The sequence below is a fragment of the Lysinibacillus sp. C5.1 genome, from assembly GCF_016350185.1.
In the GTDB taxonomy this organism is placed as follows: domain Bacteria; phylum Bacillota; class Bacilli; order Bacillales_A; family Planococcaceae; genus Lysinibacillus; species Lysinibacillus sphaericus.
The window spans coordinates 927,389-940,459 of the sequence record NZ_CP066226.1 but is presented as its reverse complement, the minus strand read 5'-3'; the positions used below and the strand labels follow the sequence as shown (position 1 = coordinate 940,459).

Genomic DNA, 13,071 nt, shown 5'->3' with positions numbered 1-13,071 from the left:
ATGTTTAACTTTCTACTTTGACATTAGGCATCATTAACTTTTGATTTTCTTCTAAGGACACCACAATGTTGTCATTTAGCAACTGATCTACTACACCACCACTTAAGTTCAATGAAGCGCGGAGTGTCGCCGAATCCCCAATTGCCTCGATGACAAATGGAGCTGGGTGTTGCTTGCCGTCAATTGTAATAACAGGGCCATTACATCTAATATAAGAATTCGCCATGACCCGTTGTCCATTAATGGCAATCGCTTGTGCTCCAGAAATTTTTAATTCATTTAGCAACTTAAAAACATGACTTTCGTGGACGATATAATCATTAGGGTTTACAGATTTAGGATCGTAATCACCATCTTGAAGTGTAATACGTATACCCTTTCCTTCTGAATCTAAATCACCTAACAATAATCGTAAATCTTCTGCTTCTTGAACTAAGTTCTTAGAATCCTTTTCATTTGATGCAAATTTCTTTTCATAGTGCCGAATCTTTTCTTGTAACATGTTGGCTTCTTCTGTGAGTTCTTTATTGCGCTCTTGTTGTTCAATGAGCTCCTCACGATATGAATCTTCTTGTTCAAATAGCTCTGATTTAATGGCGCTACTTTGGCGATTGTCCTTCGCTTGGTTGTAAGAATAGCCGATGATAAACCCAGTTGTTATGCAAACGATGAGCAGCTCAAATTGTTTCCTCGTAAAGAAATTCCCTTTGCTATTCAGTTTCTTGTTGTTCATCTTCATTCACTTCCTGATTGGCCACTTTTCCATCAGGGTTGTCCTCCATATCAATGTTCACTTTGTTGTACTCATCATTAAAGGGACGGTAATAAGAGCCGACTTCTATGTCGATAACTCCCTTTTCTAAATCTGCAATTTGCGCAACAATGGATGGATAATAATTTAGCTTTTCAGCTAATGTTGGTATCACTGCACGTACTTCATAGCCGTCATTCATATAAAGCTTGACCGCATTAGGATTGGCCTCATTACTGTTAGTATTGACTTGTGAGATTAAAGCTAAAACTTCAGGTTTTAAACGGGCTAATTGTTCTACAAGCTTGTTAATGGTCTTTTCCCCCGTTATGCCAATAAAAACGGGCGCATCAATCGGGATATTGTCGCCAGCTTGCTCAAATTTTTTACCGTTCTCTAATAATGGGTAATAGGTTCCATCACCCGCTAGATACGCAACTTTTTTCCATTCCTTAATATCAATCGTTACGCCTCTCAGCCATTTACGCTTCACTTGTACCTCTTGCACCCATTTGTCCTTTAGTATAGCCTGTTCTACATCTTTAACCGTAAAACCCCACATCGACTTTCCTGGTGCAAGTGTACTAGCATCTAAGTAATATTGCTCGTCAGCTAGTTTAGCACCGTTCACCGTAATGTTTTTAATATCACTGTAAGGAGATTGAAAATAAAGGAGTACAGCTAGCACCAAAAAGAAAAGTAATATTAGGACTATGAATTTACGATTTGTACGCTTTTTTCGTCGCAGTTTTAGCGTAGGGATGCGATCTTCTATATCAATTACTTTCTCCATAAAAGTACTCCTCCTTTATATTTATTTCGCTAATTGATAAATAATACCTATTATTAACCACATTGTTACTAAAGATGTTCCACCATAGCTAATAAAAGGTAATGTGACACCGGTTACAGGAACCAAACCGATTACTACTGCAATATTTAAAAATGCCTGCACCGTTAACATTGTCACAAGTCCAATAATGGCGTAATAGGATGTTCTTGATTTAGCCTGTACTGCAAACTTATAACCAGCGTATATTGTCAACACAAACAGCGCTAAAATAACAAGTCCACCTACTAAACCGATTTCTTCTAAAATAATCGCATAAATAAAATCATTTTGTGGTTCAGGTAAATACAAGAACTTTTGTCTACTTTGGCCAAAGCCATGTCCAAAAATCCCTGCTGGACCAATTGCCATTAACGATTGTACAGCTTGGAAACCACTGACTAAAGGGTCGGCCCATGGATCAAGAAACGCTTCAATTCGTTTAAGTCGATACGGTGCTGTTGCAATCAATCCTACTAATCCAGCAACTCCCGCTACCATAATCATTGCATAAAGTTTTAACGGATAACCTGCCACAAATAACAGTAAAAAAACAGAGACAACGAGTATAAAAACAGAGCCAAAATCGGGCTGAAGCATAATCAGTGCAACCGGTATTATTACTATTACGGCATGACGCCAATTTACTACTGGTGTTCCGGTTTTATGTTGCGCCAATATATGACTCATGTAAACAAGAACGGTAATTTTCGTTATTTCAGCAGGTTGTATGGTTAATGGCCCAACACCAATCCAACTTTGTGAACCATTTCGCTCAAGACCAATCCCTGGTATAAGAACAAGGACAAGTAAAACCAACGAAAATAGATAAGCCATCTTCCAAAAGGATTGCTCTTTCAAGATTTCTAATCGAATCGTGATGAAAAACACGACAATGCCTACCCCAAAATACAAACTTTGTTTCATATAAAACGGCATTTTTCCACTATAATGAACGGCACTCCAATAGGTACCTGCAGAATAGACGAAAATAATGCCGATTACTGATAGCATCAAAGTTGTGACGAGCAATAAATAGCTTTCTTTCCCTCTCAGTAATGCCATCCTTCCACGTCAAGTATATTCTAAAATAGTTACAGGCTCGTTACAGCTTCATTACAGCATCAATAAAAACATCCCCACGGATTTCAAAGCTGTCATATTGATCCCAACTTGCACAGGCAGGTGATAATAAAATAACATCTCCTTCTGCAGACATTGGTGCGGCATAATGAACTGCATCCTCTACATTTTGAGCAATGACCGTTTGTGAAACTCCACAAGACTTAGCAAATTCTACAAAGCGTAAGCCCGTTTCACCGAACGCTACTACACCTTTGACATGCCCCATGCAAGGTCGTAACTCTTCAAAAGAATGTCCACGGTCTAAACCACCCGCTAGCAAAATAACGGGTGCTTGGAATGCATCCAGCGCACTTTTCGTTGCTAGGCAATTAGTTGCTTTAGAATCATTATAAATTTTCCGTCCATTCCACTCACGTACAAATTGGGTACGGTGACGGACACCTCCAAATTTAGCTAAAACCTCTTCCATTTTAGCTTTTTCGCAGCCAATCAATATACAAGCTGCTACTGCCGCTAAAATATTTTCTAAATTATGTTTACCTGGCAATGCAATAATCGCTCTGTCCATAAACGGTTCACCTTGCCAATAGATTGTTGTATCATCGGCACTAATCCCTTGCTCGGTACGTCCTTTCGAAGAAAAAGGCACTTTCTGTGCATTGGATTTTGCAGCATAGCCCACAACAATCGGCTGATCCGCATTGAAAATGAAATAATCTGTTTCATCTTGATTGCGTGTTACGCCAAATTTTGCTTCAGCATAGTTATCAAACGTACCGTGATAATCAAGGTGTGCATCATAAAGATTTGTTAATATAGAAATTTTTGGTTTAAATGTTTTAGTACCCATCAGTTGGAATGATGAAAGCTCTGTCACAATGACATTATCTTCTTGCGCTTCTTTTGCTACTCCACAAGCTACGGTCCCAATATTACCTGCGATTAATGGCTTCTTCGCACCATTTTCCAGCATTTCGAATATTAATGTCGTCGTTGTCGTTTTACCATTAGAACCAGTAATACCAACAAATGGTGCATCACTAATTAAATAAGCAAGCTCTATTTCTGTCCATACAGGAATTTCACGTTTTATCGCATCTGCTACGATGTTATTGCTATATGGGATACCTGGATTTTTGACGACTATTTCAAAGCCTTCATCAAGTAAATCCTCGGGATGACGACCACAAATAACGGTAATGCCTTTTTGCAATAGACCTTGTGCATCAGGGCTTTCATCAAACGGCTTAGAATCATTGACTGTCACAAAGGCGCCAAGCTCATGTAAAATCTCCGCTGCTGCAACACCACTTTTAGCTAGGCCTAAAACAAGGACTTTTTTATGTTGTAAATCTGTATACTCTCTCATTAGAACGCCTCCGATAAGACTGCAATCAATGCTACTGCTAAAGCAGTTGACCAAAAGACAAGTACAACTTTCCATTCTGACCAACCTGATAATTCAAAATGATGGTGGATAGGACTCATTTTAAAAATACGTTTTTTGCGAATTTTAAAGCTACCCACCTGCAAAATGACAGATAGTGTTTCAATAACAAACACTAATCCAACTAATACAAGTAAAAACTCTTCTTTAACTAAGACAGATACCATCGCTAATGCACCACCGAGTGCAAGTGAACCGGTATCTCCCATAAATACCTTTGCAGGGTTTGCATTGAATAGTAAAAACCCTAACAAAGCACCCGTTACCGCAAATGTAAATAAAGCGATATCAGCTTGATCTTGGAATAGCGCAATTACACCGAATGCCGCAAAAGCAATAGAAGCTGTTCCTGCCACTAGCCCGTCTAGACCATCTGTTAGGTTAACAGCATTAGAGAAACCAACTAACCAGAAAATTAAAAACGCTACATAAAAAATACCAAGATCAATTGTCCAGTCTGTAAAAGGAATAGCTAATGTGGTATCAAAAGAACTTGCGTGTAATAAGAAGTATGCAAGTATTGCGATGACAATTTGCCCTATTAACTTTTGAATAGATGTCAACCCAAGATTGCGTTTAAAGATAACCTTCAAGCCGTCATCTAAAAAGCCAATCAAGCCAAAGCCTACGAGCACAAGTAAAAGGACCACAGTTTGTGAGGTGAATAAATCTAAAAAGCTGCCAATGCCAACTGTTGTAAGGATGATGGCGATTAAAAAGATAATGCCCCCCATTGTTGGTGTACCTGCTTTTTTCATGTGTGATTTTGGTCCTTCTTCACGAATACTTTGCCCAAACTTCAATCGACGAAGAAGTGGAATACTAATTGGTGCCAAGATAACTGTTACTATAAAAGCAATAGCTAAAATGGTAAGCGTTGTTGCGAGTTTCATTGAAAAATCTCCTTTAAATCTTGTTTCACTTTCTTCTTCACGAAAAAAGCACAAACTCTCATATAATTATTACTACCCTTCATAATAATAGTGGTTCTTTCCCTTTTTTTAAAGGTAAAGTTACATTAGTTCACTAAATATAAATGAATGGTGCCGTCTTGTTTGATAACACTATCCACTTCAGGTAATTGACTACCAATTTTAGCTCCTTCTCCATGCCATTCAATACGGAATGGATAATGTTGCTTGGCAATGTCATCCTTCGTTTGACCAATAAAACTAGGTACTTTCACAGTAAGTGGGTCACCCCAACGATAATCCTTTTCAAGCTGTTCCTTTGATTTTTCAATGCCAATAAAAGGTGCTACATCTTCAATAATTTGACCAACAATCGGAGCCGCTACCACGCCACCAAATTGCGTTGTTTTCTTCGGATTATCCACCGCTACATATACGACAATTTGTGGATTATCGGCTGGTGCAAAGCCTATAAAAGATACGATATACTCGCCATCTTTATACCGGCCATTTTCAACTTTTTGTGCTGTACCTGTTTTACCCCCAATACGTAGACCATCTCGATACGCTTGTCGACCTGACCCCTTCGCTACTACCGACTCTAATGCTTCACGTACTTTTGCAGACGTTTCTTCACGAATTACTTGCCTTTTAATAACTGGTTTTGTTTCGTTAATCGTTTCACCCGTATCTGGATTAAATATTTTCTTTACAACATACGGCGTATACAGCTTGCCCCCATTGACTGCAGCAGCTACTGCTTGCACCTGCTGGATCGGTGTTACGGCTACCCCTTGACCGAATGAAGTGGTCGCTTGTTCTACAGGGCCAAATGCCTCTTTCGAAAATAGTATCCCTGAAGCTTCACCAGCAATATTGGAGCCTGTTTTTTCTCCAAAACCAAAGTCTTTAATATACTGTAATAATCTTTCACTACCCAAACGTTGACCTAATTCTATAAAACCAGGGTTACAAGAATTTTGTACAACTTCTAAAAACGTTTCATGTCCATGACCTTCACGCTTCCAACAGCGCAGTCTAGCACCGGCAACCATTGTATAGCCTTGATCGTAAAAAGTATCCTTTTCTAAGTCCACCAAGTTCTCTTCTAAAGCAGCACTAAGCGTAATAATTTTGAAAGTAGAACCTGGCTCATAGGTCATCCACACCGGCAAATTCCGATTGTAGATAGCAGGCTCGACCTGTTGATATTCAGCCGGATGAAAGGTTGGATAGGAGGCTAAAGCTAGTATTTCACCTGTATTAGGATTCATTGCTACCGCCATTGCCTGATCTGCTTCATAACGTTCCATTGCCTGTGATAATTCACGTTCAACGACTTGCTGTACATCGACATCAATCGTTAGCTCAATTGTTGCCCCATCTTCTCCTGCTTTCCATGCACTTGCAACATTGGGTAAGTTATTACCTTTGGCATCTGTAAAAAGTCGTATAGCTGAAGAATTCGCTCGCAATAGTTTGTCATACTCATATTCTATACCTGCTAGCCCTTGCGCATCATATCCTGTAAAACCTAAAAATCGCGATAGAAGCGTGCCATAAGGATAATCTCTTGAGTAATCCACACCACTATATAATCCCTCAATTTGCATGCCTTGTAGTTGAACAGCTTTCTCGTAGGAAATATTTTTCCCTTCAGGTGCTAGCTTTACTAAGTACGCCTTTTTCTGCATCTTTTCCAACAGTTTTTGTTGGTCTACTTCCAGTACCTGTGCTATTTGTGCGGCTGCTCCTGCAATATCTTTACTTTGCGAAGGCATAAAATATAAGGTAGGCGCCAGCTTATTAGTCACAATACTATTACCATCCCTGTCCGTAATATGTCCTCGCTCATTGGCAAAAGGAATTTCACGATCCCAGTTTTCTTCTGCTTTTTGTGTCAATTCTTTTTGATCAAATACTTGTAAAACAAATAACCGAATAACTATCGCTACAGCTACGCACAAAAACAAAACATATAAAATACGTAAACGTTTTTTGGAATGGATAGAAATCCACTTCATTCGACATCACACCTTGTTTTTTACAACGTATGAAATAAAGTGGACTTCTATTCAATGGCTATTCATCATCTACCTGTTCAATTTCTCCTTCAGACGGCGCTTCTACATCTTGTACAAAGCTTTCAGCAGGTGTTTTCAACTTCACTACAATTGGCGCACTATCTGAAATTACGGTACCTGCAGATACACTTTGACTGACTGCAAAGCCCTCTCCAACAACTTCAATTTCTAGACCTGACATGGATTTAAAAACTAATAGATTACGTAATGACCAGTTTGTAAAGTTTGGCAATGCAATATCCCCTGCTGTTTTCAAAAAGACAAAACTACCTTTGACAAGTTTTTGTCCACTTTTCGGATATTGCTCTAAAATTTCTCCTCCAGTTCCAACAATTACTGGATTTAATCCATCGTTTGCCAGTTCAACTTGAATAGCTTCTGCATGCTGACCAGTATAATCTTGTATAGCTGTATGATTGACATGCTGAACATCAGCAGGGCTAATATTTAAATGTTTTAAACTATTTTGCATAACTGGCTTAAATATTTTGGAAACTGGTACAGAACCTAGCTCACCTTTAAGCTTTGGTTTTTCCACCGACACATACATAATGAGTTGCGGATCATCATATGGCGCCATTCCTAGGAATGAATACAAGAACTGATTGGCTCCCCATGAATAGGTTCCGTTTGCCTTTGGTATCTGGGCTGTACCCGTTTTACCAGCTACTTGGTATTCATCAAGGATAAAGTCCTTCGCTGTCCCAAACTCTGATGTTAATGTCGAAGCAAGAATTTCACGTACTTGTTTTGCTGTATCTGCTGACACTGGTTGGCCTTTTTCTTCCGGCTCATGTTTTTGGATAATTTCACCAGTTGAAGAATCTACAATCTTATCGATAACGTACGGCTGCATCATCTTACCGTCATTCGCAATCGCTGTCATCGCTTGGATTAGCTGTATCGGTGTCACGGTTGAACCTTGCCCATACGTCGTTGTCACGCGTTGAATTGGATATTTCGATAAAATCGTACCCGTTGCTTCATTCGGTAAATCAATGCCTGTTTTCTTACCAAAACCGAATTTACCTAAGTAATCAACAAATACATCATCACCAATGCTTTTTAATAAATGGGCCATTGCTGTATTAGATGAACGTTGGAAACCTTGTAAATACGAGATTTTCCCCCAACCTACTTGGTTATGATCTCGAATTGTACGGTCATAGACTGTATATTGCCCAGACATATATTTTTCAGATGGTAACCATTTACCTGTATCGATGGCAGAAGCAAGTGTGAACGTCTTCATCGTCGAACCTGGTTCAATGGTTTCTTCAATCACAGCATTAAGCCATTTCATATTCGTACTTTCACGTGTATCTGGATTAAAAGTTGGACGCTGTGACATCGCTAATATTTTCCCTGTTTTCGGTTCAGCTACAACGACAATCATTGACTCGGGATTATATTCTTTCTCAACTTGCGTCATAGCATCCTCTACGAAACTTTGAATCGTTTTATCAATAGTTAAAAAGATATTATCGCCATCTTTTGCAGGTGTCACCATTTTTTCACTGTTTGGTAATAAGTAACTAAAGGCATCTGTTTGGTATTTTACTTTGCCATTAACACCCGTTAACTCCTTGTCATAGGTAAGTTCTAATCCCATTTTCCCTTTCGTCGTTACGGTGCCGTCCTTATTGTCCTCTTTCAGAGCAAAACCAATTAAATGTGAAGCAAAAACACCATTCGGATAATAGCGTTTTAAATCGCTAACAAACAAAATCCCAGGTAATTTTTCTTCTTTAATTTTGCTCATGACTTCATGGTTAATTCCTCTACCTGCCACACCAAACTCCACCTGATATGGCAAAGTTCCATCACTGCGGAGCTTCGTTAGCCTTTTATAAATATCCTCTTTATCCATTTTGATATATTCACTTAAGATTTCTGCCGTTTTTTCAGGGTCTACAACATGATGGGGTCTCTTTTCATCTGTAGTAGCCTTATCACTAACTACGGCAATTAGTCGATAACTAAGCGTATCTTCAGCTATAACTTGTCCATTTCTATCAAAAATTTTGCCTCGGTTTGCTGTGATTGCACTTTCTTTGTTATATTTAGCCGCTGCTTTTGCAGCGAGCGCTTGTCCTTCTGCTTCACCTGTCGCCTGTAATGTAATCATTCGCGTGAATAATAGAAAAAAGAGCCCTCCATAAAAAACTAGTAATAGAAAGGCTCCCCATTGGAATCGAAATCTCTTTTTTTTCATTCTCCCGGCACTACCTTTACATTTTTCTCATTTTGAGTTAAACCGAGTTCTTTTGCTTTTTTCCATATATTTTCGTATGTAGAAAGTTCACTTACACGAACTGTTAAGTCAACATTCTGTTTTGCAATCTCATCTGCTTCTGCTTCGATTTTTTGAATATCCATGCTTGTCGTTTGAATCGCTGCTTGATTATTCAAAACTAACACTGACAATACAATGATGATACTTACTAAAGCTAGTAGCATCATTTTTTCAAACTTCTGGTTCGTTTTTTTACGACGTATGATAGTGGGTTGTGGACTAGGTGGTGTTATCGGTTGTTGCACATGTTGCTGTTGGTGCTGCCTTACACGTACTGCTGCCATTTACTCACGCCCTTTGTCGTTAATTTTCTCCACCACTCTAAGCTTCGCTGAACGAGCTCGATTGTTAACTGCTAATTCTTCCTCAGAAGGTAGAATCGGCTTTCTAGATATAAGCTTTAAAGTTGGCTTCATGTCATCAGGAATTACAGGTAAATTTGGTGGTAATTCCGGTAAAGATGACGCTTCTTTAAAAATAGTCTTGCATAGGCGGTCTTCCAATGAATGGAATGTAATAACACTAATACGGCCACCTACATTAATCATATCAATCGCATCGACTAACGAATCCTCCGCTGCGCCTAGCTCGTCATTCACAGCAATTCGAATTGCTTGAAATATGCGCTTCGCAGGATGTCCACCTTTACGGCGAGCCGCTGCTGGTATACCCTCTTTAATAAGTTCTACAAGCTGTCCTGTTGTTTCAATTGGAGCTGTTTTACGAGCCTCTTCAATTTTACGAGCAACTTGCTTCGAAAATTTTTCTTCCCCATAACGGAAGAAAATACGAACTAAATCTTCGTATGCCCAGTCATTCACGACATGATATGCTGTAAGCGCTGCCGTCTGATCCATGCGCATATCGAGTGGTGCATCATGATGATAGCTAAAACCACGCTCTGGCGTATCTAATTGCGGAGAAGAAACGCCTAAATCATATAAAATGCCATCTACTTCTTGTATACCAAGTGCTAGTAGCTCTTCTTTTAAATAACGGAAATTCGAATGAACAAATGTAACACGCTCTAAATAAGCAGCTAATCGAATTTTCGCATTTTCAATAGCCGTCGTATCTTGGTCAAAACAAATGAGACGACCTTTATCAGATAATTGTTGTACTAAATATTCACTGTGTCCTGCTCCACCAAGCGTACAGTCCACATATACACCATCAGGATCGATGTTCAACCCATCAACAGTTTCTTTTAATAGCACGGTTGTATGATCGAACATACCAATCGCTCCCCTCAGGCCTTAACCTTTTCAGTTGACGTTTTCACGTCTAATACAAAAATTAAAAATCAAAGCCAATCATATTTTCTGCAATTTCATTAAAAGATTGTTCAGACTCCGCAAAATAAGTTTCCCAAGCATCTTTTGCCCATATCTCAATTCGATTCGAGACACCTAGCACAACACATTCTTTTATTAAATGAGCATGTTGCATAAGTGTTGAAGGAATATTAATACGACCTTGCTTGTCTATTTCTACTTCCGTCGCACCTGAAAAGAAGAACCTCGCAAAAGCACGAGTATCTTTCTTTGTCATCGGTAAACCTTTTAATTTTTCTTCGAGTTTTCGCCATTCATCCATAGGATAGCCAAACAAACAATTATCAAGTCCGCGTGTCACAACAAAGGTTTCACCTAAGGCTTCACGAAATTTTGCGGGCACGATTAATCGTCCTTTCGCGTCAACAGAGTGTTGATATTCTCCCATGAACATGCTAGTCACCCCACTTTATTAAATAATGTACCACATCGCCCCACTTTCCTCCACTTTTTTAAAAAAAAACTTGACAATTTCATCTCATATGTGTGTTTAGACCTTTAGACAAATTTTCATTTTGTGCTAAAGGGCATAAAAAAAGAACTACCCTTAGTAGGATAGCTCTCTTTTTTCCTGCAAAACCGACAGATTCCTTCAAATCTACGTTTACACCCTAGCTTTTAATAGCCCTAAAGGCATATGTTTGTGATATTACAAATAAAGGAAATAGTGGTGATTTCCAATATTGTATGTTTTCTTCAACATTTCTTCAATTAACGTAGGTCCAAACTCATTTATATATTGATACGGATTATAAGAACGCTCTTGGAACCCATCATTTGGATACAGCTCATTTTGAAGTGTCATTAATTTTCGAATAGTCGTTTCATGCTTACTTAGCACTGTTTGTTCTACTTTTTGTTGTAAATACTCAAACTGTCTAACATGATTTTCTTTGTTTTTTTCAAGTATTTTATCTAATGATATTTGTTGTTCTGCAAAATAGCGCTCAAGTGTAGCGTATTTTTCTAAAAGCAGTTGTTGCATGTCTAAAATTTGACGCTTCGCTTCAGCATCTTGCACTTCAGCAATAAATTGCTCCTTTAAAGCGATTGCTTTACCATTCCATATATCTTCAACCGTTAAATGATATTCACGTAATAGTTGATCTACATGGCGCGTAATAATCGTAATATTAAGACGTGGTGCAAAAATTGGCATTTGTAAACCTAATACAGCAAACGCATCCTTTAATGTCGCCCAGTATGCAAGCTCACCAGGGCCACCAACAAATGCTAATACTGGTATCGTCATTTCCTGCATTAACGGACGCGTAACAACATTATTACTCAAATTCTCTGGATGTTGCTGTGCCATCGTTAAAAGCTCTTCTTGCGAAAGTTTAATATTTGCTGCTAAATTAACAAATTGATGTTGTCGTCTTTCTAATAAAAAGCGCTCTCCATCTTTAACATAGAACAAATTAGCTGCATCTTCAGTTGCTAATATCGGCTTACCATAACCCGCTCTGTCCAACGCAGCTTCTTTTTCTGTTACTAGTCTTGCAATTTCTTTACTATGATGAATGAGCTGAACAAAATGGTTACGTTCATATTGACGGAATTTCACATCGGCTGCATCAATCATTAGAAGACCTTCGTCTTTGAACAGCGTATTCATTAGTCGTGCAAAGAAATCAGTAAATGTTTCACTCTCGTTCAACGCATCCAAAAGTTGATTGAACAACCTTTCAGTGTGCGCTGTTTCACCAAAGTCCTTGATGATCGTATTAATTAATTGGGTCATCGCTTCTTTGTTTAAGTTTGTAGTCGAAGCCATTGTTTTTCTTCTTGAACGCTCACCATACGCACGCTTTTTTATATCCGTATCGCGCATTGTAAATGTATGGTTAATTTCCTCTAAGTCATGATCTTCCCCAGCAATCCAAAAAATCGGCACAACTGCTCGTTGAAGCTTTTCACTTTGCTCTTTTGCTAATGTTATGACCGAAATTGCTTTATGAACTGAGTAAAGAGGGCCAGTTAGTACACCCGCTTGTTGCCCACCGACAACTGCAACAGCTCCTTGCTCTAGTTGTTGCAAATGCTCATTCGTTTTATCTGATAAGCCAAGTGGCTCCATAAACTGACGAATTATTGCTGTTAACTCTTTTTGATCACCTGCTCGCTGTTCTAAATATTCCGCTCGCATTTCAAACGACTTATCATTGTATTCATATTCAAAAAACTCATGAATGGCAGTATTTGGCGACCAATAATCTGCTAGCACACGATTTTTTACGGGTACTTGGATTGACTCCAGTTTCATTTAACACAAACTCCTCTACTCACTAAATCATCGTATTCCTTGTAAACATTTTTTAATGCTATTATTT

At 38.7% G+C, this 13,071-nt stretch carries 11 protein-coding genes; all 11 read right to left on the bottom strand.

Annotated elements, in window-relative coordinates:
• Nucleotides 1-4 precede the first annotated feature (4 nt).
• The 11 genes from I5435_RS04295 to bshC all read right to left on the bottom strand — a co-directional run bounded on the left by I5435_RS04295 (nucleotide 5) and on the right by bshC (nucleotide 13,004).
• Nucleotides 5-733 (bottom strand): DUF881 domain-containing protein, encoded by a 729-nt coding sequence (locus tag I5435_RS04295; RefSeq protein ID WP_337983307.1) that lies wholly within the window; start codon nucleotides 731-733, stop codon nucleotides 5-7.
• On the bottom strand, nucleotides 711-1,544 hold the full coding sequence (locus I5435_RS04290; protein WP_024362140.1) for a cell division protein FtsQ/DivIB: 834 nt from the start codon (nucleotides 1,542-1,544) through the stop codon (nucleotides 711-713). The genes I5435_RS04295 and I5435_RS04290 overlap by 23 nt, the downstream gene beginning before the upstream one ends.
• 21 nt (nucleotides 1,545-1,565) lie before the next feature.
• Nucleotides 1,566-2,645: a putative lipid II flippase FtsW gene (ftsW, locus tag I5435_RS04285; protein WP_024362141.1), complete on the bottom strand. Its 1,080-nt coding sequence runs from the start codon at nucleotides 2,643-2,645 to the stop codon at nucleotides 1,566-1,568.
• A 40-nt stretch (nucleotides 2,646-2,685) separates the two neighbouring features.
• On the bottom strand, nucleotides 2,686-4,035 hold the full coding sequence (gene murD / locus I5435_RS04280) for a UDP-N-acetylmuramoyl-L-alanine--D-glutamate ligase (protein ID WP_024362142.1): 1,350 nt from the start codon (nucleotides 4,033-4,035) through the stop codon (nucleotides 2,686-2,688).
• Nucleotides 4,035-5,006 (bottom strand): phospho-N-acetylmuramoyl-pentapeptide-transferase, encoded by a 972-nt coding sequence (mraY, locus tag I5435_RS04275; RefSeq protein WP_024362143.1) that lies wholly within the window; start codon nucleotides 5,004-5,006, stop codon nucleotides 4,035-4,037. The genes murD and mraY overlap by 1 nt, the downstream gene beginning before the upstream one ends.
• A 125-nt stretch (nucleotides 5,007-5,131) precedes the next feature.
• Nucleotides 5,132-7,048: a stage V sporulation protein D gene (locus I5435_RS04270; RefSeq protein WP_025218752.1), complete on the bottom strand. Its 1,917-nt coding sequence runs from the start codon at nucleotides 7,046-7,048 to the stop codon at nucleotides 5,132-5,134.
• 58 nt (nucleotides 7,049-7,106) lie between these two features.
• A complete protein-coding gene (locus I5435_RS04265) occupies nucleotides 7,107-9,323 on the bottom strand; it encodes a penicillin-binding protein (protein WP_337983306.1) in 2,217 nt (738 codons plus the stop codon).
• Nucleotides 9,320-9,688 (bottom strand): cell division protein FtsL, encoded by a 369-nt coding sequence (ftsL, locus tag I5435_RS04260; protein ID WP_024362146.1) that lies wholly within the window; start codon nucleotides 9,686-9,688, stop codon nucleotides 9,320-9,322. The genes I5435_RS04265 and ftsL overlap by 4 nt, the downstream gene beginning before the upstream one ends.
• Nucleotides 9,689-10,639 carry a 16S rRNA (cytosine(1402)-N(4))-methyltransferase RsmH gene (gene rsmH, locus I5435_RS04255; protein WP_024362147.1) on the bottom strand — a complete coding sequence of 317 codons (951 nt, stop codon included), beginning with the start codon at nucleotides 10,637-10,639 and terminating at the stop codon, nucleotides 9,689-9,691. It abuts the gene before it with no gap.
• A 61-nt stretch (nucleotides 10,640-10,700) separates the two neighbouring features.
• Complete coding sequence (gene mraZ / locus I5435_RS04250; RefSeq protein ID WP_024362148.1) at nucleotides 10,701-11,132, bottom strand: division/cell wall cluster transcriptional repressor MraZ; 432 nt, start codon at nucleotides 11,130-11,132, stop codon at nucleotides 10,701-10,703.
• A 255-nt stretch (nucleotides 11,133-11,387) separates the two neighbouring features.
• Nucleotides 11,388-13,004 (bottom strand): bacillithiol biosynthesis cysteine-adding enzyme BshC, encoded by a 1,617-nt coding sequence (gene bshC, locus I5435_RS04245; protein WP_337983305.1) that lies wholly within the window; start codon nucleotides 13,002-13,004, stop codon nucleotides 11,388-11,390.
• Nucleotides 13,005-13,071: the final 67 nt, after the last annotated feature.